The 21,753-nt window shown below is 53.5% G+C and carries 24 protein-coding genes; 11 read left to right on the top strand and 13 right to left on the bottom strand.

The window, feature by feature from the left end:
- Window positions 1-10 precede the first annotated feature (10 nt).
- Window positions 11-1,765 (top strand): sulfite reductase subunit alpha, encoded by a 1,755-nt coding sequence (locus tag ACPUC7_RS10635; RefSeq protein WP_343554228.1) that lies wholly within the window; start codon window positions 11-13, stop codon window positions 1,763-1,765.
- 53 nt (window positions 1,766-1,818) lie between these two features.
- Here ACPUC7_RS10635 and sspB read toward each other — a convergent pair whose 3' ends face one another.
- The 5 genes from sspB to zapE form a co-directional block, all read right to left on the bottom strand.
- Window positions 1,819-2,307, bottom strand: a complete 489-nt coding sequence (gene sspB, locus ACPUC7_RS10630; protein WP_343554227.1) for a ClpXP protease specificity-enhancing factor — start codon at window positions 2,305-2,307, stop codon at window positions 1,819-1,821.
- Between the two features lie 3 nt (window positions 2,308-2,310).
- Window positions 2,311-2,952: a stringent starvation protein SspA gene (gene sspA / locus ACPUC7_RS10625; RefSeq protein WP_494922907.1), complete on the bottom strand. Its 642-nt coding sequence runs from the start codon at window positions 2,950-2,952 to the stop codon at window positions 2,311-2,313.
- A 327-nt stretch (window positions 2,953-3,279) separates the two neighbouring features.
- Window positions 3,280-3,672 carry a 30S ribosomal protein S9 gene (gene rpsI / locus ACPUC7_RS10620; RefSeq protein WP_007886600.1) on the bottom strand — a complete coding sequence of 131 codons (393 nt, stop codon included), beginning with the start codon at window positions 3,670-3,672 and terminating at the stop codon, window positions 3,280-3,282.
- 15 nt (window positions 3,673-3,687) lie between these two features.
- Window positions 3,688-4,116, bottom strand: coding sequence for a 50S ribosomal protein L13 (gene rplM, locus ACPUC7_RS10615; protein WP_007886599.1), 429 nt, complete (start codon window positions 4,114-4,116; stop codon window positions 3,688-3,690).
- Between the two features lie 238 nt (window positions 4,117-4,354).
- Window positions 4,355-5,482: a cell division protein ZapE gene (zapE, locus tag ACPUC7_RS10610; RefSeq protein ID WP_494922906.1), complete on the bottom strand. Its 1,128-nt coding sequence runs from the start codon at window positions 5,480-5,482 to the stop codon at window positions 4,355-4,357.
- Between the two features lie 190 nt (window positions 5,483-5,672).
- Between zapE and zapG the strand changes: the two genes are divergently transcribed.
- From zapG to degS, 3 genes are all read left to right on the top strand, one after another.
- On the top strand, window positions 5,673-6,077 hold the full coding sequence (gene zapG / locus ACPUC7_RS10605) for a Z-ring associated protein ZapG (RefSeq protein ID WP_343554788.1): 405 nt from the start codon (window positions 5,673-5,675) through the stop codon (window positions 6,075-6,077).
- A gap of 229 nt (window positions 6,078-6,306) precedes the next feature.
- Entirely contained in the window at window positions 6,307-7,677 is a 1,371-nt protein-coding gene (gene degQ, locus ACPUC7_RS10600; RefSeq protein ID WP_343554789.1) for a serine endoprotease DegQ, read from the top strand.
- An 86-nt stretch (window positions 7,678-7,763) separates the two neighbouring features.
- On the top strand, window positions 7,764-8,843 hold the full coding sequence (degS, locus tag ACPUC7_RS10595; protein ID WP_343554790.1) for an outer membrane-stress sensor serine endopeptidase DegS: 1,080 nt from the start codon (window positions 7,764-7,766) through the stop codon (window positions 8,841-8,843).
- Window positions 8,844-8,870: 27 nt separating this feature from the next.
- Here the strand turns inward: degS and epmA are convergent, their stop codons facing one another.
- On the bottom strand, window positions 8,871-9,848 hold the full coding sequence (gene epmA, locus ACPUC7_RS10590) for an elongation factor P--(R)-beta-lysine ligase (protein ID WP_494922905.1): 978 nt from the start codon (window positions 9,846-9,848) through the stop codon (window positions 8,871-8,873).
- Window positions 9,849-9,973: 125 nt separating this feature from the next.
- Between epmA and ACPUC7_RS10585 the strand changes: the two genes are divergently transcribed.
- Window positions 9,974-10,498, top strand: coding sequence for a lipocalin family protein (locus ACPUC7_RS10585; RefSeq protein WP_494922904.1), 525 nt, complete (start codon window positions 9,974-9,976; stop codon window positions 10,496-10,498).
- Between the two features lie 35 nt (window positions 10,499-10,533).
- Here ACPUC7_RS10585 and ACPUC7_RS10580 read toward each other — a convergent pair whose 3' ends face one another.
- The 3 genes from ACPUC7_RS10580 to efp all read right to left on the bottom strand — a co-directional run bounded on the left by ACPUC7_RS10580 (window position 10,534) and on the right by efp (window position 11,527).
- Window positions 10,534-10,668, bottom strand: a complete 135-nt coding sequence (locus ACPUC7_RS10580) for an entericidin A/B family lipoprotein (RefSeq protein WP_038649531.1) — start codon at window positions 10,666-10,668, stop codon at window positions 10,534-10,536.
- Between the two features lie 101 nt (window positions 10,669-10,769).
- Window positions 10,770-10,904, bottom strand: a complete 135-nt coding sequence (locus ACPUC7_RS10575) for an entericidin A/B family lipoprotein (protein WP_343554795.1) — start codon at window positions 10,902-10,904, stop codon at window positions 10,770-10,772.
- Between the two features lie 56 nt (window positions 10,905-10,960).
- Window positions 10,961-11,527 (bottom strand): elongation factor P, encoded by a 567-nt coding sequence (efp, locus tag ACPUC7_RS10570; RefSeq protein WP_343554793.1) that lies wholly within the window; start codon window positions 11,525-11,527, stop codon window positions 10,961-10,963.
- Between the two features lie 42 nt (window positions 11,528-11,569).
- On the opposite strand from efp, the gene epmB reads away from it, so the two are divergent.
- Together epmB and ACPUC7_RS10560 are read left to right on the top strand one after the other, a co-directional pair.
- Complete coding sequence (epmB, locus tag ACPUC7_RS10565) at window positions 11,570-12,598, top strand: EF-P beta-lysylation protein EpmB (RefSeq protein WP_494922903.1); 1,029 nt, start codon at window positions 11,570-11,572, stop codon at window positions 12,596-12,598.
- 96 nt (window positions 12,599-12,694) lie between these two features.
- The gene (locus tag ACPUC7_RS10560; protein ID WP_494922902.1) at window positions 12,695-12,865 is read left to right on the top strand and encodes a hypothetical protein; all 171 of its coding nucleotides are present in this window, start codon (window positions 12,695-12,697) and stop codon (window positions 12,863-12,865) included.
- On the opposite strand, the gene ACPUC7_RS10555 is transcribed toward ACPUC7_RS10560, so the two are convergent.
- From ACPUC7_RS10555 to ACPUC7_RS10540, 4 genes are all read right to left on the bottom strand, one after another.
- A complete protein-coding gene (locus ACPUC7_RS10555; protein WP_061718298.1) occupies window positions 12,850-13,197 on the bottom strand; it encodes a DUF4156 domain-containing protein in 348 nt (115 codons plus the stop codon). The two genes, ACPUC7_RS10560 and ACPUC7_RS10555, sit on opposite strands and share 16 nt — an antisense overlap.
- A 198-nt stretch (window positions 13,198-13,395) precedes the next feature.
- Window positions 13,396-15,048, bottom strand: a complete 1,653-nt coding sequence (gene groL / locus ACPUC7_RS10550) for a chaperonin GroEL (protein ID WP_064737773.1) — start codon at window positions 15,046-15,048, stop codon at window positions 13,396-13,398.
- Between the two features lie 46 nt (window positions 15,049-15,094).
- Complete coding sequence (locus tag ACPUC7_RS10545; RefSeq protein ID WP_100704387.1) at window positions 15,095-15,388, bottom strand: co-chaperone GroES; 294 nt, start codon at window positions 15,386-15,388, stop codon at window positions 15,095-15,097.
- A gap of 193 nt (window positions 15,389-15,581) precedes the next feature.
- The gene (locus ACPUC7_RS10540) at window positions 15,582-16,034 is read right to left on the bottom strand and encodes an FxsA family protein (protein ID WP_494922901.1); all 453 of its coding nucleotides are present in this window, start codon (window positions 16,032-16,034) and stop codon (window positions 15,582-15,584) included.
- Window positions 16,035-16,410: 376 nt separating this feature from the next.
- Here ACPUC7_RS10540 and aspA point away from each other — a divergent pair, with 376 nt between their 5' ends.
- From aspA to dicD, 4 genes are all read left to right on the top strand, one after another.
- Window positions 16,411-17,847 (top strand): aspartate ammonia-lyase, encoded by a 1,437-nt coding sequence (aspA, locus tag ACPUC7_RS10535; protein ID WP_343552238.1) that lies wholly within the window; start codon window positions 16,411-16,413, stop codon window positions 17,845-17,847.
- Between the two features lie 117 nt (window positions 17,848-17,964).
- The gene (locus tag ACPUC7_RS10530) at window positions 17,965-19,266 is read left to right on the top strand and encodes an anaerobic C4-dicarboxylate transporter (RefSeq protein WP_343552239.1); all 1,302 of its coding nucleotides are present in this window, start codon (window positions 17,965-17,967) and stop codon (window positions 19,264-19,266) included.
- Window positions 19,267-19,349: 83 nt separating this feature from the next.
- The gene (locus ACPUC7_RS10525) at window positions 19,350-21,050 is read left to right on the top strand and encodes a protein-disulfide reductase DsbD (protein ID WP_494922900.1); all 1,701 of its coding nucleotides are present in this window, start codon (window positions 19,350-19,352) and stop codon (window positions 21,048-21,050) included.
- A gap of 66 nt (window positions 21,051-21,116) precedes the next feature.
- A complete protein-coding gene (dicD, locus tag ACPUC7_RS10520; protein WP_494922899.1) occupies window positions 21,117-21,695 on the top strand; it encodes a division control transcriptional repressor DicD in 579 nt (192 codons plus the stop codon).
- Window positions 21,696-21,753 lie beyond the last annotated feature (58 nt).

The following is a 21,753-nucleotide window of genomic DNA, read 5'->3' as shown; positions in this document are numbered from 1 at the left end:
TGCCGTACCGATGAAAATTCCTTACATTCCTGAAGATGCGCCGTTTAACGGTGAACAGAAATACTGGCTGGCGGGTTTCCTCGCCGGTCTCCATTCGCGTCTGCTGGTATTAGAAGACAAGCAGAGCGCACCGGCTGCGGGTGCCAGCACCAATACGCAGCTGCATATTCTGTTCGGTTCGCAGACCGGCAATGCCGAAGCGCTGTCGCAAACTGCCGCTAAAGCCGCACGCGCCAAAGGTTTGGTGCCGGTGGTGCAAGCGCTGGGCGAAGTGGATCTGGATGTGTTCGCTACCATGCGCCACGTGTTGATCGTGACGTCGACTTACGGCGAAGGCGAAATGCCGGACAACGCCCAGCTGTTCTGGAATGCGATTTCAGCCAGCACCGCGCCGCGTCTGGAGCAAATGCACTTTGCGGTATTGGCGATTGGCGATACCGGCTATGACGGTTTCTGCCAGGCCGGTAAATTCATCGATATGCGTCTGGAGCAGTTGGGCGCCAAACGCGTTGCGGATCGTATCGACTGCGATATCGACTACGAAGAGCCATCCAGCGAATGGATTGGTACTGCAATGCCACAGTTTGCTGCCAGTGCCGGCAGCAGCGGTACGGCATTAGAAAGCGCGCCAGAAGCGCCAGTGATTCCAGGCAGCAACAAGCAGAACCCGTATGCCGCCGCGCTGGCGACTAACAAGCGCCTTTCTGCTGAAGAATCTGCCAAAGATATTCGTCACTTTGAGTTCGACCTCACCGACAGCGGTCTGAAGTATGAAGCCGGTGATGCGCTGGGTGTTATCCCTGTGAACGACGCGGCATTGGTATCGCTGCTGCTGACCGAACTGAAAGCGGACTACGAAACGCCAGTGCCGAGCTTTGATCGTAACCTTGGCGATTTACTGACTTATCAGTTTGAAATCTCTGAGCCGTCACGCAAGTTGATTGAGTGGGTTGGACAACACACCACCAACCAGGAACTGCGTCACGTATTGCAGCATGACGATAAAGACACGCTGGCCGTTTGGCTGTGGGGCAAAGACACGCTGGACCTGTTGCAGCTTGAGCTGACACGCAGCTTGTCGGTGCCAGAATTCGTTGCCATGTTGCGTCCATTACAGCATCGTGCGTACTCGATCTCTTCAAGCTCCAAAGCGCATCCAAACCAGGTTCACCTGACTATCGCTTCCGTGCGCTATCACAGCGGCGGCCGCGAGCGTAAAGGCGTGTGCTCAACCTATCTGGCAGAACGCGTGCGTCGCGGCGAGAAGCCGGCGATCTTCATCTCGCCAAACAAAGCGTTCCGCGTGCCAGCTAACGGCAATGCACCGCTGATCATGGTTGGACCTGGCACCGGTATCGCACCGTTCCGCGCATTCCTGCAGGAACGTCAGGCGACTGGCGCAGAAGGTAAAAACTGGTTGTTCTTCGGTGACCAACATCAGGCACACGATTACATCTACGAAGAAGAGCTGAGCGCATGGCAGGAGAAAGGTTTGCTGACCAACCTCGACCTGGCATTCTCACGCGATCAGGAAGAGAAGATTTACGTGCAGAACCGCATGCTGGAGAAAGGCGCTGAACTTTACGCCTGGCTGCAAGATGGCGCTTACTTCTACGTGTGTGGCGATGCATCGCGTATGGCGAAAGATGTTGATGCGGCGCTGTATGAAGTGGTTCGTCAGTTTGGTGGCTTGTCCAGCGAACGTGCCGCTGCTTACGTTGATCAGTTGAAGAAAGATAAACGTTATCTGCGCGACGTCTACTAAGCGTGCAGGTATAAAAAAACGGGCCAAATGGCCCGTTTTTTATTTCTGATGGTTTACTTCACAACACGCAGTGAAGGACGTCCGCCACGCGGCGGCGGTTCATCATCTGGCGAGTGATCATCATTATCAGTCGCATCATCCGGGCGATCGCCATCAATCACAGACATCATCGTCTCTTCCTGACCGCCTTCCTGTTCGTCGGTAGCCAACTCGTAAGCCGGTTCCGGTTCGAACATGGTGCCTGCGCCATTTTCACGCGCATAAATCGCCAGAACCGCAGCCATCGGCACAGAAACCTGACGCGGTACGCCACCGAAGCGCGCATTAAAACGCACTTCATCATTGGCGAGGTCAAGATTGCCAACCGCACGTGGCGCGATGTTCAGAACGATCTGCCCATCACGCGCATATTCCAGCGGCACCTGCACACCAGGCAGATTGATGTCGACCACCAGATGCGGCGTCAGCTGGTTGTCTAGCAACCAGTCATAAAACGCACGCAGCAAATATGGACGACGCGCCGTTAGTTGCGACATTTCCATACATTAGCCCCGGGCTTGCAGGCGCATTTCACGTTCTGCTTCGGTCAGTGACGCCAGGAATGAGTCACGCTCAAACACACGCGTCATATAGCCTTTCAGCTCTTTAGAACCTGCGCCAGAGAGGTCAACACCCATCTGCGGCAGACGCCACAGCAGCGGTGCTAGATAGCAGTCAACCAGGCTGAACTCTTCGCTCATAAAGAATGGCGTGCGCGCGAACAGTGGCGCAATCGCCAGCAGCTCTTCACGCAATTGCTTGCGCGCTGCATCCGCTTCCGCACCGTTGGTTGTTTCGATGGTGCGCATCAGGCTGTACCAATCCTGCTCGATACGATGCATCATCAGACGGCTTTCACCGCGCGCCACCGGATACACCGGCATCAGCGGTGGATGCGGGAAACGCTCATCCAGGTATTCCATGATGATGCGTGATTCATACAGCGTCAGTTCACGGTCGACCAGCGTAGGAACGGTGCGGTACGGGTTGAGGTCAATCAGATCCTGCGGCAGGTTATCCATTTCAACCTGCTCGATCTCCACGCTGACGCCCTTCTCAGCCAGTACGATGCGTACTTGATGGCTGAAAATGTCAGTCGGACCAGAAAACAGCGTCATTACCGAACGTTTGTTGGCAGCGACAGCCATGAAAACCTCCAAGTTTGTTCACAAAAAGATACTGCGAATAGCCAACCACGCGGCGACTCACCGGCTCATCAGATTCGCCTACCGTCAGCGTTAGTGGCCTCGTCCGGTCTTCCCGACAGGAACGATAAGCACAACACTGCGTCTCGCAGGCGCAAAGTGACAGTGAGTTTACCAGATTTTGAACAGCTTGTGGGGCGGGCATGATGATTTGCAGGCAAATTGCGGGCAAAGCTCGCGTTTTTCACGCGAAACCGTAGAAATCAGGCAATAAAAAACCCGCCGAAGCGGGTTTTTTGAGCGAACTGTAACTGCCGAAGCAGCAACAAATTAACGCTTGGAGAACTGCGGACGACGACGTGCTTTACGCAGGCCGACTTTCTTACGTTCAACTTCACGCGCATCACGGGTAACGAAGCCCGCTTTACGCAGTTCAGAACGCAGAGACTCGTCGTACTCCATCAGAGCGCGTGTGATACCGTGACGGATCGCACCAGCCTGACCAGAAATACCACCACCTTTAACGGTGATGTACAGGTCAAATTTACCAACCATATCAACCAGTTCCAGCGGCTGACGCACGACCATGCGTGCAGTCTCGCGACCGAAATACTGCTCCAAAGAGCGCTGGTTAATTACGATGTTACCGCTGCCCGGCTTGATGAAGACGCGAGCGGCAGAGCTTTTGCGGCGACCAGTGCCGTAGTTTTGAGTTTCAGCCATTGCCTATAATCCCGATTAAATGTCAAGAACTTGCGGTTGCTGCGCCGCGTGGTTGTGCTCGTTGCCTGCGTAAACTTTCAGTTTACGGTACATAGCACGACCCAGTGGGCCTTTCGGCAGCATGCCTTTAACCGCGATTTCAATCACACGCTCAGGACGGCGCTCGATCATCTCTGCAAAGGTCGCTTGCTTGATACCACCGATGTGGCCAGTGTGGTGATAGTAAATCTTGTCAGTACGCTTGTTGCCGGTTACAGCAACTTTTTCTGCGTTCAGAACGATGATGTAATCACCGGTATCAACGTGCGGAGTGTATTCCGCTTTGTGCTTACCACGCAGACGGCGTGCCAGTTCAGTCGCCAGGCGACCCAAGGTTTTGCCAGTTGCGTCAACAACATACCAGTCACGCTGTACGGTTTCTGGTTTAGCTGTAAAAGTTTTCATTGAAAAGCTTACCCAAATAAAAAGTTACACGTTGGTGAAATCCCAAACGCTAAGTAAACGATTGAGGCTCACACGACCATTTTGCCCAGCAAGCCACCCCTTCAAGTGAGTTACCGGATCACATCGAGTTCTTGGGAAAGAAAACCGATGCTGTAACGTGGGGTCGCAAGATTATAGAGAAGTCGAACTCAAAGATCGAACCTTTTTGCATCTAAATCCTGCGATTTCTGCCACGCCATCAGGGCAGATGCGGCAGACGCAAATACTCTTCGCTTTGCATCTCCTGCAAACGCGACAAGCAGCGTTGATACTCAAACTTCAAGCGCGTGCCCTGATAAATTTCAAACAGTGACGTTTCCGCTGCCACCACCAGTTTCACGTGGCGTTCATAGAACTCATCGACCAGCGCCAGGAAGCGCCGCGCCTGATCTTCCGTCTTGTAAATCATCACCGGCACATCATACAACAACACACTGTGGAAGCGGCGTGAAAGCTCAATATAGTCATGCTGGCTGCGCCCTTCACCGCACAGCGCGAGGAAATTGATCGCCAGCACGCCCTCTTCCACACCCAGCGTGGGCATTTGGCGATGGTTGATTTCCAGCACTGGCGCGTTTTCACGCGGCTTACCTGACAGCGCGCGGAACATACGCTCCATCTCCGCATGTGTGGCATCGTTGAGCGGGAAGTTCCACAGATGCGCCGACGTCAGCGTGCGCAGACGATAGTCGATGCCAGCATCAACGTTCATCACGTCGCAGTGACGCTTAATCTGTTCAATCGCTGGCAGGAAACGCGGACGCTGCAAACCATTGCGATACAGATCGTCTGGCGGAATATTCGAGGTCGCAACCAATGAAATGCCGCGCGCGAACAGTGCTTCCATCAAGGTGCCAAGTAACATCGCATCCGTAATGTCGGAGACAAAAAACTCATCGAAACAGAGGATATCGGTTTCAGCTTTAAAGCGATCGGCGACAATCAGCAGCGGATCGCTGTGGCCTTGCAACTGCGTCAGTTCTTGGTGAACACGCAGCATAAAGCGGTGAAAATGCAGGCGCATTTTGCGGTCGCCAGGAATTGACTGAAAAAATAAGTCCATCACCCAGGTTTTACCGCGCCCGACGCCGCCCCACATATATAGGCCGCGCACCGGCGTTTCATTCACACTTTTTTCTTTATTCATCATCTTAGACAAACGCCCAAACAGGCCTTTGCTTGCCGGCTCAACGTGTTGCTGGCGGGCAATCAATCCTTGCTGGATGGCATCTAAGCGGGTAATGGCGTCTCGTTGTACGTCATCTGGGCGGAACTCGCCCTGCGACAGCGCCTGCTCATAACGGGCAAGCGGAGATGAGGTTTGCATGGTTCTCTCAGAATCCCTGAAAAAGTCCGATTCACGGGTCGGTTGACGAAAATTAGGCCGCTCTACACTAAGCGATGCAGCCCGATAGTTCCACTTCCATGAGATTATTGGGTATAGTGACTGCTATTGAAGTTGATGTTGCAGCAAAAGCAATGCCCTACGAAACAACGGAAATTACACGGGAGTCATTATGACCTGGGAATACGGGCTGATTGGTTTAGTGATTGGCATTATTGTCGGCGCGGTAGTGATGCGTTTTGGCAACAAGAAATTGCGCGAACAGCGCAGCATGCAGTATGAGTTGGAAAAAACCAAAGCTGAGCTGGCGGATTACCGCGAGGAGCTCACTAACCACTTTGCACGCAGCGCCGAGCTGCTGGACAACATGGCGCATGATTATCGCCAGCTGTACCAGCACATGGCGAAGGGATCTAACGATCTGCTGCCAAATCTGCCTGGCGAGAAAAATCCGTTTGCTTACCAGTTAACGGAAGCCGAAGCAGACAACGATCAGGCGCCGGTACAAATGCCGCGCGATTACTCTGATGGCGCATCCGGTCTGCTGCGCGGCAGCGATCGCACTCCGCGTAACTAATCCTTTTGGGGCACAGCTTAGCTGTGCCCTTTTTGTTTTCCGAACCGTTGCCCCAAACTACTGTCACAATTTTTATACCCTAAATAATTCTAATTGCAGGAAGGCGGCAAACGAGAGAATCCCGCTGAGCTTACTTTCGTAAGCGATTCGGGTGAGCGAGAGCAGTCAACGCGCCTGCAGTTTGAAGTATGACGGGTATATCCCTTTTCGCAGCGAGAGCGTTAAAGCAATGAAAAAACAAGCACGACTGTTGAGCGCATTAGCCTTGAGTATTGGGATGAGTTTGGCTGCGGCACCAAGCGCGCTAGCGACTCTGCCCGCACAGATTCAGGGACAAGCATTGCCAAGCCTGGCGCCGATGCTGGAAAAAGTTCTGCCCGCGGTAGTCAGCGTGCGTGTTGAAGGCACCGATAGTGGCCAGCAAGCGCAGGATATTCCTGAACCGCTGAAGCGCTTTTTCGGCCAGGCGCCAGGCCAAGCGCAGCCGCAGCCCTTTGAAGGCTTGGGCTCCGGCGTAATCATTGATGCCGCCAAAGGCTACATCCTCACCAACAACCATGTGGTCAGCAACGCGGATAAAATCAGCGTTCAACTGGGCGATGGCAATGAATATGACGCCAAGTTGATTGGTCACGATGAGCAAACTGACATCGCGTTGATTCAGGTTGAAGGCGCGAAAAATCTGACGCAGATAAAAATCGCCGATTCTGATTCGTTGAAAGTCGGTGATTTTGCGGTGGCGATCGGCAACCCGTTTGGTCTGGGTCAAACCGCGACATCGGGCATCATCTCTGCGCTGGGTCGTAGCGGTTTGAATCTGGAAGGGCTGGAAAACTTTATCCAGACTGACGCGGCAATTAACCGCGGCAACTCCGGCGGCGCGCTAGTCAATCTCAATGGCGAGTTGATTGGTATTAACACCGCGATTCTGGCTTCCAGTGGCGGCAACATCGGCATTGGTTTCGCGATCCCAGCCAACATGGCGATGAATCTCGCGCAGCAGCTGATCCAGTTCGGTGAAGTGAAACGCGGCCAATTAGGCATTAAAGGCACCGAAATGACGCCTGATATCGCCAAGGCGTTTAACGTTGATGCGCAGCGCGGTGCTTTTGTTTCCGAAGTATTGCCAAAATCGGCGGCCGAGAAAGCGGGCATCAAAGCGGGCGATATTATCACCGCAATCAATGACAAACCGATCACCAGCTTTGCCGAATTACGCGTGAAAGTGGGTACCACCCCGCCAGGCCAGGATGTGAAAATCGGCCTGCTGCGTGAAGGCAAACCGCTCACCGTTACCGTTACGCTGGAACAGAGCGCGCAAACCACCGCCAGCGCGCAACTGATGTCTCCGGCGCTGCAAGGCGCAACGCTGAGCGACGGCAATACCAAAGCCGGTGATAAAGGCGTGAAGGTCGATGCGATTGAAAAAGGCACACCAGCCGAGCAAGTCGGTTTGCAGAAAGACGATGTGATTGTTGGTGTAAACCGTAATCGCGTGGCATCGCTGGCCGAAATGCGCAAAGTGCTGGAAGGCAAGCCGCCGGTGTTAGCACTCAACGTGGTACGCGGCGACGAGAGTATTTACCTGCTTCTGCGATAATCCTCGCATCAGGCGGACAAGCAGGTGTTTGTCCGCCTTTCTCATGCTATTCTGCCCTGCGATCATTTCCGGCTTGAAATAACACCATGTTTCTTAAACTTTTGCGTGCAGTGGTGATGGGCCTGATCGTGGCGGGTTTACTGCTTGTCGCGATCCCTGCGCTGCGTATGGGCAGCAATATCACCTTTGAACATGACAACAGCGATGACGAAGCGCCCGTGAGTTTTAATCAGGGTGTGCGCCGCGCTGTGCCTGCGGTGGTCAACGTCTACAATCGCAGCGCGCACGGTAATAATAATCGCGGCATCACCACGCTGGGTTCCGGCGTGATCATGAACGTCAAAGGCTACATCCTCACGAACAAACATGTGATTAATAACGCTGACCAAATCATCGTCGCGTTGCAGGATGGCCGTTTCTTCGAAGCCACTTTGGTTGGTTCAGATGCCATGACCGATTTGGCGGTGCTGAAAATCAGCGCATCGAACCTGCCCGTGATCCCAATCAACGCCAAACGCATCGCTCACATCGGCGATATCGTGATGGCAATCGGCAATCCCTACAATCTTGGCCAAACCGTGACGCAAGGCATTATCAGCGCCACCGGACGCGTGGGATTGAGTTCATCCGGACGCCAAAATTTCCTGCAAACCGATGCCTCGATCAATCAGGGCAACTCCGGCGGTGCGCTGATTAATTCGCTGGGTGAATTGATGGGCATTAACACGCTGACGTTTGATAAAAGCAGCGATGGCGAAACACCAGAAGGGATTGGCTTTGCCATTCCGACTGCGCTGGCGAGCAAAATCATGGATAAGCTGATTCGTGATGGTCGCGTGATTCGTGGCTATATCGGCATCACCGGACGTGAACTGCCGCCGTTGCATGGACAAGGCAGTAATCTCGATCGCGTTCAAGGCATTATTGTCAGCGAAGTGACGCCGAATGGGCCAGCGGATAGCGCGGGCATTCAACCGAATGATGTGCTGCTGGAAGTGAACGGTAAACCGGCTATCTCGGCACAGGAAACCATGGATCAGGTGGCTGAAATCCGCCCAGGTTCAGTGATTGATGTGCAGGTCTTGCGCAATGAGAAAAAAATGACGCTACCGGTAACCATTCAGGAATTCCCGGAAGTCACCGCACCCGCCACCACCACGCAATAAATAAGGGCGCTGGCGCGCCCCTAATCGTTAACTGCGATCGACCGGGAAGGCGATCACTTCACTCAATGTGCTGGCTTTCAACGCCAGCATAATCAGACGATCAACGCCCAACGCCACGCCTGAACAAGCCGGCATGCCGTGCGCCAACGCATCCAACAGATTGGTATCAATCGGATGTTGCGGCAATCCGCGCGCGGCACGACGACGATTGTCCTGCTCGAAGCGCTGACGCTGCTCACGGCTATCGGTCAACTCACGGAAACCGTTCGCCAGCTCAATGCCTTTGTAATAGACCTCAAACCGCTCGGCGACGCGGTGATCCTCAGTGCTGATTTCAGCCAGCGCGGCTTGCGTGGCGGGGAAATGGTAGACGAAGCACGGCTTGTCATTACCAATCTTCGGCTCAACGCCCAACATAAACAGCAATTGCAGCAGCGTATCGCGATCTTCTTCGCGATTGGCGAGCTCGCCCTCGCCCAGCTTCTCAGCAGCTTCACGCAGTTGTGCTTTATCAGCCGACAGCGGGTCAATCTCCAGGTGGCGGATAAACGCCTGCTGATACGACAAAGATTCAGCGTTATCGCACTCCAGCACTTGTTGCATCAGATCGTCGACTTCGTTCATCAAGCGATACATATCGTAGTGCGGACGATACCATTCCAGCATGGTGAACTCGGGATTGTGATGACGTCCCGCTTCTTCATTACGGAAGCTGCGATTCATTTGATAAATCGGACCGCTACCGGCCGCCAGCAGGCGTTTCATGTGATATTCCGGACTGGTCATCAGCCACAGATCGCGCCCTTCGGCCGCGCCTGGCCCAACAAAACGCGTCTGGAACGGCACCAGATGGATGTCAGTAATGGTCGCCTGGCTCATCGCCGGAGTATCGACTTCCAGCACGCCACGATCGGCAAAGAAACGACGAATTTCCGCCATAATGGCGGCGCGTTTCAACAAATTGGCAATGGGTGCGCTCGGCTGCCAGCTTGCCGTTTCGCTCATGGTGATGACTCCTCATACAGATAAGGGAACGAAGTCTACCCGCATTGACGATGGCAAACAACGGCGCAGCAGATCGACAACGGGCAGCTATACTTAACCTGTTAAAATTAAAAAGGAATCCCCTAATGTCTCCATGGAAAACCTTGTTAGCCAGCTTAAGCGCGTTCCTTTCCGTTGCCTGCACCACCACGCCACCAAAGGGCGTGACGGTGGTAGAAGGATTCGACAGTCAACGTTATCTCGGCCAATGGTATGAAATCGCGCGCCTCGATCACCGTTTTGAACGCGGTCTGCAACAAGTCACCGCCAATTACAGCCCACGCGAAGACGGCGGCTTGAAAGTGGTAAATCGCGGCTTTAATGCGCAGAAGCAGCGCTGGCAAGAGAGCGTAGGCAAAGCCTATTTCACCGGCGATAAGCAACGCGCCTCACTTAAGGTATCGTTTTTTGGCCCGTTTTACGGCGGATATAACGTGATTGCGCTCGATCCAGATTATCGCTATGCGCTGGTGTGTGGCCCCAATCGCAGCTATCTGTGGATTTTGTCGCGCACGCCGCAACTCGACGAAAGTGTTAAGCAAAAGTTGGTTGAGCAAGCCAGAAATGCCGGGTTCCCGGTGAATGAATTGATTTGGGTGGAGCAGAAATAGATCCGGTGCGAAAGCAGCTTTCACACCGGAATGTCCTACTGTGCGCTGCGCTGAATGGCTTTACCGCCCGCCTGAACATCTTCGCCAACACCACGCGTGGTGTTGCAGGCGGTCAGAACGGAGGAGAGCACCAGCACTGAAAGAATCGCGACAATACTTTTCTTTAACATAGCCATATCCTTGTTGGTTGCAGTAAAAGTACAGCTCTTAAAGCATAGTCTTGTTCTGCAAAACTGCGGATTTAGCGGATGAAAAAAGAGAAGTGAAGGGCTTATTTATCGGCTGCGTGTGAGATAGCGCCGCCTAAATGCGAGACATCTTCACCAAAACCATGAAATGTGTTGCAGGCGCTCAAAGCGGAGGAGACCAGCAACGCAAAAACAGCAAACTTTGCCATCTTTTTCATTTTTCTGAACTCATAAAGAGAAAAAAGGCGCATCGATGATGCGCCTGATTTGACGATTATTTTACGCGTGAAACGTATTCGCCAGAACGGGTATCAACTTTAACCACTTCGCCAATCTGCACGAACAGTGGAACTTTGATTACCGCGCCAGTAGACAGTGTCGCTGGCTTGCCGCCAGTACCTGCGGTATCACCCTTCAGGCCTGGATCGGTTTCAGTCACTTCAGCTTCGATGAAGTTCGGTGGCTGAACAGCAATGGCTTTATCGTTCCACAAGGTAACGATACAATCCGCGTTGTCCTGCAACCATTTGGTCACGTCATCCAGTACTTTCGCTTCGATCTGATACTGCTCGAAAGACTCTGGGTGCATGAAGTAGAAGAAGTCGCCGTCGTTGTAAGAATATTGCAGCGTCATATCACGAACGTCTGCGCCTTCGGCAGAGTCAGTGGATTTGAAAGTCTTCTCAACGCGAGAACCCGTCAGCAGACGACGCATTTTCACACGCGCAAATGCCTGGCCTTTACCCGGTTTAACGAACTCACTGGCTTCGATGGCATATGGCTCGCCTTCGAACATGATTTTAAGACCGGGACGGAAATCGTTGCTAAGATAAGTCGCCATAAAGGCCCTCTGTAAATATTGAACTGGTAAATAGCCAAAAAAATGGCACACATTGTAACCCTAAATCCCCCCGCCAGAGAAGATTGGTTGCAGCAACTAGCTGATGTTGTCACCGAACCTGCTGAATTACTGCAACTTTTATCTCTGGATCAGCATGCAGATCTCGCTGCTGGCGCGGATGCACGCAAACTTTTCGCCCTGCGTGTGCCTCGCGCCTTCATCGCGCGCATGAAAAAAGGCGATGCGGCGGACCCGTTGCTGCTGCAAGTACTGACCAGCCGTCAGGAATTTAATGATGCGCCAGGTTATAGCACCGATCCGCTGGATGAACAAAGCAGCGTGGTGCCCGGTCTTCTGCATAAGTATAGAAACCGTGCGCTGTTATTGGTAAAAGGCGGATGCGCGGTCAATTGCCGCTACTGCTTCCGTCGCCATTTCCCTTATCAGGATAACCAAGGAAACAAGCGTAACTGGCAAGCGGCGCTTGATTACATCGCGCAACATCCCGAGTTGGATGAGATTATCTTCTCCGGCGGCGACCCGCTCATGGCGAAAGACCACGAGTTAGCATGGCTGATTGACGAGCTGGAAAAAATCCCGCATCTGAAACGCCTGCGCATTCACAGCCGCTTGCCGGTGGTGATTCCGGCGCGTATTACCGAAAAGCTGTGCCAAATGCTGGCGGAAACTCGCCTGCAAGTGTTGATGGTCAGCCATATCAACCATGCGCAGGAAATCGATGATGCGTTGCGCGATGGCATGCAGATGCTGAAACGCGCGGGCGTCACGCTGCTCAATCAAAGCGTTTTGCTGCGCGGTGTGAATGATGATGCGCAAACGCTGGCTAATCTCAGCAACGCGCTGTTCGATGCCGGCATTCTGCCGTATTACCTGCACGTGCTCGACAAGGTACAAGGCGCGGCGCATTTCTTTGTCTCGGATGAGGAAGCACGCAGGCTGGTGCGTCAGCTGCTGGCGATGGTATCGGGCTACATGGTACCGAAACTGGCGCGTGAAATTGGCGGCGAGCCCAGCAAGACTCCGCTGGATTTGCAGTTGCGTCAGGATTAAGCCAGACCAGGCTGAATGTTTCCAGTTATCCGTTCTTCTATAACAGCACCTGACCTATTCATGCACATAGTGTGCTGAGGTAAAACAGGAGCTGTTATGAAAAAAGTGGCATTAATCTTATTGGCATTATTGTCACTGAGTTTGTTTTTGACGTTCAAGGTCAAAGCCGCTGAACCTTGCGCAGATAGCAAAATGGCCGAAAAGATTCGGCCATTTCATCACGAAGCATTCAGGCAATCATGCCAGCAAAATCATGGGCACTTATAAACCTGGCCGGTCATTTTGCTATCCAGCGGTGCGAACGCAGACAGCAGATTTTGCGTTGGGCTAGTTGCTCCGTAAATCACGTTGCCGCCCATTTCCGCTGCACGGTTACGCAGATCGTTTGCCGCGCCGCGCAGTGAGCTGCCTTCGCCGCCAGAGCCACTCAGCCAGTTGCTCTGTGAGCCGGTAAGCGTGCCCAGCAACTGACATTGACTTGCAGGTTGTTGGTCGGTGAAGGTCACTCGTTCGCCGCCAGCACTCAGTTGATTGGAGCTGCTACAGCCCGCCAGCAGTAAAGTTCCGACTGCCAGTCCGAGCAAGAGGTTAATCCGCATTGTAATCCCCATTTATTATCATCAGTGTCGGGCGGCAGCGTAGCAGAAAAGCGCACTTTTTTTCTGAACATTCATTGCCCTAAACCCGTAAAGCCGAAGTATTGCGCCCTTACTTATACCTTGTTCCCCAGCAAAAGAAAAACCCCCGACCGTTTCCGATCGGGGGTTTTCCAGATGACTTAAGCAGTCAGGGGCAAATTACATCATGCCGCCCATTCCGCCCATGCCACCCATGCCGCCAGCGCCACCTAAATCAGGTGCATCGCTTTTTGGCAGGTCAGTCACCATCGCTTCGGTGGTGATCATCAGACCCGCAACAGATGAAGCGTACTGCAGTGCAGAACGGGTCACTTTAGTTGGGTCCAGGATACCGAAGTCGATCATGTTGCCGTACTCTTCAGTCTGCGCGTTGTAACCGTAGTTACCGTCGCCCGCTTTCACGTTGTTAGCAACAACAGAAGGCTCTTCGCCGGCGTTAGAAACGATCTGACGCAGTGGAGCTTCCATCGCGCGCAGCGCAACTTTGATACCCACGTTCTGATCTTCGTTGTCGCCTTTCAGGCCAGATGCAGCGATTTTCGCAGCAACGCGAACCAGCGCCACACCACCACCAGCAACTACGCCTTCTTCTACCGCAGCACGGGTTGCGTGCAGGGCATCTTCAACGCGCGCTTTCTTCTCTTTCATTTCAACTTCAGTGGCTGCGCCCACTTTCAGAACGGCAACGCCGCCTGCCAGTTTCGCTACGCGCTCCTGCAGTTTTTCTTTGTCGTAATCAGAGGTCGCTTCTTCGATCTGCTGACGAATCTGGGTTACGCGGCCAGAGATAGCACCTTGATCGCCCACGCCATCGATGATGGTAGTGGTGTCTTTGTTGATGACAACACGCTTAGCTTGACCCAGATCTTCCAGAGTCGCTTTCTCCAGCTCCATACCGATCTCTTCAGAGATCACGGTACCGCCGGTCAGGATAGCGATATCCTGCAGCATCGCTTTACGACGGTCGCCGAAGCCAGGCGCTTTAACCGCCGCAACTTTCACGATACCGCGCATGGTGTTCACCACCAACGTAGCCAGTGCTTCACCTTCCACGTCTTCTGCAATGATCAGCAGTGGCTTGCCCGCTTTCGCAACGGCTTCCAGTACTGGCAGCATTTCGCGGATGTTAGAGATTTTCTTGTCAGCCAGCAGGATGAACGGGGTTTCCAGCTCAACTGCGCCTGTTTCTGGCTTGTTGATGAAGTACGGAGACAGGTAGCCGCGATCAAACTGCATACCTTCAACCACGTCCAGCTCGTCTTGCAGGCCGGTGCCTTCTTCAACGGTGATAACGCCTTCTTTGCCTACTTTGTCCATCGCGTCAGCGATCAACGTACCAACAGTTTCGTCGGAGTTAGCAGAGATGGTACCAACCTGAGCGATAGCGCGTGAATCCTGGCAAGGAACAGACAGGGTTTTCAGCTCTTCAACTGCCGCGATAACGGCTTTATCGATACCGCGCTTCAGATCCATCGGGTTCATGCCCGCAGCCACAGCTTTCAGGCCTTCGGTGATGATAGCTTGAGCCAGAACGGTTGCGGTGGTGGTGCCGTCGCCTGCTGCGTCGTTCGCTTTAGAGGCCACTTCTTTTACCATCTGTGCGCCCATGTTTTCGAACTTGTCTTCCAGCTCGATTTCACGCGCAACAGAAACACCATCTTTGGTGATGGTCGGTGCACCAAAAGATTTATCCAGAACCACGTTACGGCCTTTCGGGCCCAGGGTAACTTTTACTGCATCTGCCAGTACGTTTACGCCACGCAGCATTTTTACGCGTGCGTCATTACCGAATTTTACGTCTTTAGCTGCCATTTCAAATATCCCTTAAATTCGTTTCGTTCAGTGAATTACGCGTAAATTACGCTTCAACAACCGCAAGGATGTCGCTTTCGGAGATGATCAGAACTTCTTCGTTATCGATTTTCTCGGTTTTAGCACCGTAGCCTTCGCTGAAAATCACCAGATCACCCACTTTCACGTCCAGTGGTTTAACGTCGCCGTTCTCCAGGATGCGGCCCTTGCCAACAGCCAGGACTTCACCACGGGTAGATTTACCCGCAGCTGAACCGGTCAGCACGATGCCGCCAGCTGATTTAGCTTCGACTTCTTTACGCTTGACGATGACGCGATCGTGCAATGGACGAATTTTCATTTGATAGCTCTCCTTTGAGAAGTCCAATCATTCATTTTTTGGGGTTGAACCGGACTGCATGGCTTCCGGCCTCGTGCTGGAAGAGATAGGGGCGATAAGTGGGCTTTCAAGGGCAAAAAATATAAATATTTTCGTTTTTGCAACAGATGGCGAAAAATGCAGCAAAAAGGCGGCTAATGCCGCCTTGTTTAGATTATTGGTCCTTGTCGTGGCCTATTTTATCCTGGTCCTTACGCTCGAACTCGCCATCCATGGTGAAGCCGCTATCCGGTCCCGCACCAGGACCGCGCCACACGCGCAGATGCGGCATCAGTTTCAGCGTCAGATGCTTTTGCACTGGCGGCAGCAACAGCAGCAAACCGAGGAAATCGGTGAAGAAACCCGGCAACAGCAGCAGGAAGCCAGAAATGATCAGCGAAACGCTTTTGGTCATCTCCGCCGCTGGGCTTTCATTGCGCGCCAGCTTCTCCTGCATCAGCCGGAAATTCTTCATGCCCTGATTTTTCACCAGCGACACACCGATACATGAGGTGAAAATCACCAGCAACATGGTGAGCAGCACGCCCAGCGCATGCGCAACCTGGATGAAAATTGAGATCTCAACCCAGGCCAATACGAAAAATATCACTAACGGTAACCAGCGCACCGAATTCTCCTGTGTGTTGGAGCTGCCCGGCAAATTTACCAGACAGCAGAAAGGGATGGTCTGCATGACCGTATAGATAGAGATGGGCATCTGGACTGGAAATTTCAACCGATCCTGCCTAATTAATCTGTCAGACTTAAAACTGAGAACTACATCACATATCGTTATTACCGCTGGGCCAGTAAATGCCCGTAAAGTGATCTGTGCACAAACAATTCTGTAACAACAGAATATGATCGTGCCCGCCAGCCCGAAGATGGATAAAATGTCGGCGCTGACATTCCACGACAATATAATCGCTTCACCTGCACGTTATTTGCCGCCCGTCCATGCGAACGCCCGGCAGTAACAAGGCAGCAATAATAAGAAGGTAATCATGGCGAATAACATTCGTATCGAAGAAGACCTGTTAGGCATGCGCGAAGTTCCGGCAGACGCTTACTACGGTGTTCATACTCTGCGTGCGATTGAGAACTTCTACATTAGTAACAACAAAATCAGTGACATACCCGAATTCGTTCGCGGTATGGTGATGGTGAAGAAAGCAGCCGCGCTTGCCAACAAAGAGCTGCAAACCATTCCTCGCAACATTGCAAACACCATTATTCAGGCCTGTGATGAAGTACTGAATAACGGTAAATGCATGGATCAGTTCCCGGTTGACGTTTATCAAGGCGGCGCGGGCACCTCGGTCAACATGAACACCAACGAAGTACTGGCGAACATCGGACTTGAGCTGATGGGCCACCAGAAAGGTGAATATCAGTACCTCAATCCCAACGATCACGTGAACAAGTGTCAGTCGACCAACGACGCTTATCCTACCGGTTTCCGTATTGCGGTTTACGCCTCGATTCTGAAACTTCTCGATGGCATCAGCCAGCTGAGCGAAGGCTTCCAGCGCAAGGCGGTTGAATTCGAAAATATCCTGAAAATGGGTCGTACCCAGTTGCAGGATGCAGTGCCGATGACGCTGGGCCAGGAGTTTCACGCGTTTAACGTACTGTTGAACGAAGAAACCCGCAGCATATTGCGCACTGCCGAACTGTTGCTGGAAGTGAACCTTGGCGCCACCGCCATCGGCACACGCCTCAACACGCCGGATGGTTATCAGCAATTAGCCGTGCAGCGTCTGGCAGAAGTCAGCAATCTGCCGGTGGTACCTGCGGAAGACTTAATCGAAGCGACCTCCGACTGCGGCGCTTACGTAATGGTGCACTCGGCGCTGAAACGTTTGGCGGTGAAACTGTCGAAAATCTGTAACGACCTGCGCCTGCTCTCATCGGGTCCGCGCGCTGGCCTGAATGAAATCAACCTGCCGGAATTGCAGGCGGGTTCATCGATCATGCCAGCCAAAGTTAACCCGGTAGTGCCGGAAGTGGTCAATCAGGTGTGCTTCAAGGTAATCGGCAACGACATCACCGTCACCATGGCGTCAGAAGCCGGTCAGTTGCAGCTCAACGTAATGGAACCGGTGATTGGCCAGGCGCTGTTTGAATCCATCAGTATCCTGACCAACGCCTGCTTCAATCTGCTGGAGAAATGCGTCAACGGCATCACCGCCAACAAAGCGGTGTGTGAAGCTTACGTGTTCAACTCAATCGGCATCGTCACCTACCTCAACCCGTACATCGGCCATCACAACGGCGACATCGTCGGTAAAATTTGTGCTGAAACCGGGAAGAGCGTACGCGAAGTGGTGTTGGAGCGCGGTTTGCTGACCGAAACCGAACTGGACGATATCTTCTCCATCCAGAACTTGATGCATCCGGCCTATAAAGCCAAACGTTATACGGACGAAAACGAACAGTAATCCGCTCCGGATCAAGTTGCCAAAAGCACGCCCCGATACAATGCGGCGTGCTTTTTTCATTTTGGCGGCTACAACTTTAAGAGTCGAAATTGATCAACGACTCAGGGAGCGGAACGAATGGTAGTAATGGAATTGATTATTGTCCTGCTAGCGATCTGGCTCGGTGCGCGTTTAGGCGGCATCGGCATTGGTTTCGCTGGCGGATTAGGTGTGCTGGCGCTGACGCTGTTTTGCGGCTTAAAGCCGGGCGCGATTCCTTTCGATGTGATCGAAATCATCATGGCGGTGATCGCCGCGATTGCCGCAATGCAGATCGCGGGCGGGCTGGATTATCTGGTGGGATTGGCAGAACGTCTGCTGCGCCGTCATCCGCGCTACGTTACCTTCCTCGCGCCGCTGGTCACCTACTTAATGACCTTGCTAGCGGGCACCGGCCACACCGCGTTCTCAACCTTGCCGGTGATTGCTGAAGTGGCAAAAGAGCAAGGCGTGCGCCCTTCTCGTCCATTATCGATTGCGGTGGTTGCCTCGCAAATTGCCATCACCGCTTCGCCGCTGTCGGCTGCGGTGGTGTTTTTCGCCTCGATTCTTGAACCGCGCGGCGTCAGTTATCTGGCGCTGCTTGGCGTGGCGATCCCTTCCACCATGGCCGCGATTTTTTGCGCCGCCATCTTTACCAGCTTCCTGGGTAAAGAATTGAAAGACGATGAAGTTTATCAGGCACGCTTAGCCAAAGGTGAAGTGAAGCTGCGCGGCGAGCAGGTTTATGACATCAAACCCGGCGCTAAACGTGCGGTGCTGCTGTTCCTTATCGGCATTGCCGCGGTGGTGCTGTACGCCACTGCGATCAGCGACAGCGTGGGCTTGATCAGCAATCCGGTGCTGCCGCGTAACGAAGCCATTGTGGTGTTTATGCTGACGGTTGCCACGCTGATTTGCCTGACCTGCAAAGTGGATACCGGCGAAATCCTCAGTGCCAGCACCTTTAAATCCGGCATGAGCGCCTGTATCTGCGTAATGGGCGTGGCGTGGCTGGGCGATACGTTTGTTAAAGCGCATCTGACCGATATCCAAACCCTGGCCGGCGACATGCTACAAGGTTATCCGTGGATGTTGGCGCTGGTGCTGTTCTTCGCCGCCACGCTGCTTTATTCGCAAGCGGCCACCACCAAAGCCTTGATGCCCGCCGCGTTGATGCTGGGCGTTTCACCGCTGGCGGCGATTGCCTCGTTTGCCGCGGTTTCCGCGCTGTTTGTACTGCCAACCTATCCAACCTTGCTAGCGGCGGTTGAAATGGATGACACCGGTTCAACCCGCATTGGTAAGTACGTCTTCAATCACTCGTTTATCATCCCCGGCGTGTTGGCAATTGCCTTCTCCGTGGCGTTCGGCTTCCTGTTTGGTAGCTTGATTTTATAGCGCCGTTACATCCTGAAAACCTCGTGGCGAGGCGGCCGTGCTATCATCGCGGCTTATTCGCCACCGGAGCTGATTCATTGGTTATGGCCGCACGACTTTTCCGCCTCGCAGGTTTGTGCCTGACGCTGGTTTTCTGCCTTTCGGCGCAAGCCTCCCTGTTTTCACCTAACAACAACAGCCGCTTTGTGCCGGTCGATCAGGCCTTTGGCTTTGATTTCAGCCAGCAAGGTAATCAGCTTACGCTGAGCTGGAAGGTGAAGGATGGCTACTATCTTTATCGCCAGCAAATTCACGTCACGCCACAGAAAGCGCAGATCGCGCCGCTGACTTTACCGCCCGGCCAGCCGCATGAAGATGAGTTCTACGGCAAAAGCGAAATCTATCCGCAAGATTTAACGCTGCCGATCACGCTGCATCAGGCCGATAACGGCGCATCGATAACCGTCACCTATCAAGGCTGCGCGGCGGCGGGATTCTGTTATCCGCCGGAAACGCGTTCCGTGCCGTTAAATGCGGTTGCCGCCAATGCTGATGCTCCCGTTGTCAGTGCTCAGCCGACAAATCAAGCTACGCCGCTGCCATTTTCCCCGCTTTGGGCGCTACTGATTGGCATTGGCGTGGCCTTCACGCCTTGCGTATTGCCGATGTATCCGCTGATCTCCAGCATCATTTTGGGTGGTCAACGCCGCTATTCGGTAGGTCGCCTGTTCGCGCTGGCGATGGTGTATGTGCAAGGCATGGCGCTTACCTACACCGTGCTCGGCATGGTGGTTGCCGCCGCCGGATTGCGCTTCCAGGCAGCGCTGCAACATCCTTACGTGCTGATTGGCCTGTCGGTGTTGTTTATGCTGCTGGCACTGTCGATGTTTGGCTTATTCACGCTGCAACTGCCTTCCGGTCTGCAAACGCGCCTCACGCTATGGAGCAATCGCCAGCAAGGAGGATCGCTGCCGGGCGTGTTTATGATGGGCGCGCTGGCAGGATTAATCTGCTCGCCCTGCACCACCGCGCCATTGAGCGCCATTTTGCTGTACATCGCGCAAAGCGGAAATTTGTGGGCCGGTGCGGGCACATTGTGGCTGTATGCCTTCGGCATGGGCTTGCCGCTGATTGCGGTGACGATGTTTGGTAACAAGCTGCTGCCAAAAAGCGGCCCGTGGATGCAAACCGTCAAAGAAGGTTTTGGCTTTGTGATTCTGGCGCTGCCGGTGTTTCTGCTGGAACGCGTGATTGGTGATGTCTGGGGTTTACGCTTGTGGAGCCTGCTCGGCGTGGCGTTCTTCGCCTGGGCCTTCAGCCTCAGCCTGCGTGCTAACGGTAAATGGCGCGTGCTGCCGATCATCATGCTGGGTGCGGCGTTAATCGTCGCGCGTCCATTGCAGGATTTGGCGTTTGGCAGCAGCAATAACGCGCAAGCTGTGGCGCATCTGCCTTTCCAAAGCGTTGCTAGCAGCGCCCAACTGGATAGTGCGCTGCAACAGGCGCAAGGCCGCATCACCATGGTCGATCTGTACGCCGATTGGTGTGTGGCTTGCAAAGAGTTCGAGAAGTACACCTTTAGCGATGATGGCGTGCGCAGCGCGCTGAGCCAGGTGCAACTGCTGCAAGCCAACGTTACGGCCAATAACGCACAAGACAATGCGTTGTTACAGCATCTGCAAGTGTTGGGTTTACCGACCATTTTGTTCTTCGATGCACAAGGCACAGAGATCCCCAATTCACGTGTTACCGGTTTTCTCAACGCCGCCGATTTCCGCACGCATTTGCAGAATTTGCCGCGTTAAACGACACTGGTCTCAGGACACTTCCCGTTCGTGCGCGAGCGGGCCCGCATTCCAGAGGAGAGTCACTTGCAACGTGAACAAATACTCGAGCATGCGTTGAATGTGCTCGAACAAAGCGGTCTGGCCGCCACCACATCATTAACCCAGCTTGCGGGTGAAACCGGCCTTGATAGCGAACACCTGATGCGATTCTGGCCCGATCGTGATGCCCTGCTGTACGACGCACTACGTTATCACGGTCAGCAAATAGATAGCTGGCGCCGCCAGATTCAGCTCAACGAACATCTCAGCGCCGAACAAAAATTGCTGGCGCGCTATGAAGTGCTCAGCGAACACGTCAATAAAGGTCGTTTCCCCGGCTGTTTGTTCATCTCCGCCTGTAGTTTCTATCCGCAGCCCGATCACCCGGTGCATCAGCTGGCCGAGCAGCAAAAGCGCAGTTCCTGGCAGTTTACCCATGAAATTCTGGTCGATTTAGCGCTGGATAATCCCACCATGGTGGCGGATCAAATGGAGTTGATACTCGAAGGCTGTCTGAGCAAATTGCTGGTGAAACGCAACGTGCAGGATGTCGCCACCGCGCGGCGGCTGGCGGAAGATGTGCTCGGCATCGCGCTGTGCCGCAAAAATGGCGCATTGGCGTAAGGTTTTTATCCTTCTTGTCTGAAAAGCAAGCAATCAATCACGATTGCTACGCTTTTTT

It is taken from the genome of Pantoea sp. CFCC18179, assembly GCF_059412405.1.
The sequence above is the reverse complement of the archived record's forward strand: the minus strand, read 5'-3'. Positions and strand labels throughout refer to the sequence as shown.

Coding starts and splice junctions, on each gene's coding strand:
- groL (WP_064737773.1), bottom strand. CDS start 15,048: ATGGCAGCTAAAGACGTAAAATTCGGTAATGACGCACGCGTAAAAATG.
- ACPUC7_RS10585 (WP_494922904.1), top strand. CDS start 9,974: ATGTCTCCATGGAAAACCTTGTTAGCCAGCTTAAGCGCGTTCCTTTCC.
- ACPUC7_RS10635 (WP_343554228.1), top strand. CDS start 11: ATGAAAATTCCTTACATTCCTGAAGATGCGCCGTTTAACGGTGAACAG.
- ACPUC7_RS10525 (WP_494922900.1), top strand. CDS start 19,350: ATGGCCGCACGACTTTTCCGCCTCGCAGGTTTGTGCCTGACGCTGGTT.
- efp (WP_343554793.1), bottom strand. CDS start 11,527: ATGGCGACTTATCTTAGCAACGATTTCCGTCCCGGTCTTAAAATCATG.
- aspA (WP_343552238.1), top strand. CDS start 16,411: ATGGCGAATAACATTCGTATCGAAGAAGACCTGTTAGGCATGCGCGAA.
- degS (WP_343554790.1), top strand. CDS start 7,764: ATGTTTCTTAAACTTTTGCGTGCAGTGGTGATGGGCCTGATCGTGGCG.
- ACPUC7_RS10545 (WP_100704387.1), bottom strand. CDS start 15,388: ATGAAAATTCGTCCATTGCACGATCGCGTCATCGTCAAGCGTAAAGAA.
- ACPUC7_RS10555 (WP_061718298.1), bottom strand. CDS start 13,197: ATGCGGATTAACCTCTTGCTCGGACTGGCAGTCGGAACTTTACTGCTG.
- epmB (WP_494922903.1), top strand. CDS start 11,570: ATGGCACACATTGTAACCCTAAATCCCCCCGCCAGAGAAGATTGGTTG.
- zapG (WP_343554788.1), top strand. CDS start 5,673: ATGACCTGGGAATACGGGCTGATTGGTTTAGTGATTGGCATTATTGTC.
- degQ (WP_343554789.1), top strand. CDS start 6,307: ATGAAAAAACAAGCACGACTGTTGAGCGCATTAGCCTTGAGTATTGGG.
- sspB (WP_343554227.1), bottom strand. CDS start 2,307: ATGGAAATGTCGCAACTAACGGCGCGTCGTCCATATTTGCTGCGTGCG.
- ACPUC7_RS10560 (WP_494922902.1), top strand. CDS start 12,695: ATGAAAAAAGTGGCATTAATCTTATTGGCATTATTGTCACTGAGTTTG.
- sspA (WP_494922907.1), bottom strand. CDS start 2,952: ATGGCTGTCGCTGCCAACAAACGTTCGGTAATGACGCTGTTTTCTGGT.
- epmA (WP_494922905.1), bottom strand. CDS start 9,848: ATGAGCGAAACGGCAAGCTGGCAGCCGAGCGCACCCATTGCCAATTTG.
- ACPUC7_RS10575 (WP_343554795.1), bottom strand. CDS start 10,904: ATGAAAAAGATGGCAAAGTTTGCTGTTTTTGCGTTGCTGGTCTCCTCC.
- ACPUC7_RS10530 (WP_343552239.1), top strand. CDS start 17,965: ATGGTAGTAATGGAATTGATTATTGTCCTGCTAGCGATCTGGCTCGGT.
- zapE (WP_494922906.1), bottom strand. CDS start 5,482: ATGCAAACCTCATCTCCGCTTGCCCGTTATGAGCAGGCGCTGTCGCAG.
- ACPUC7_RS10580 (WP_038649531.1), bottom strand. CDS start 10,668: ATGTTAAAGAAAAGTATTGTCGCGATTCTTTCAGTGCTGGTGCTCTCC.
- rpsI (WP_007886600.1), bottom strand. CDS start 3,672: ATGGCTGAAACTCAAAACTACGGCACTGGTCGCCGCAAAAGCTCTGCC.
- rplM (WP_007886599.1), bottom strand. CDS start 4,116: ATGAAAACTTTTACAGCTAAACCAGAAACCGTACAGCGTGACTGGTAT.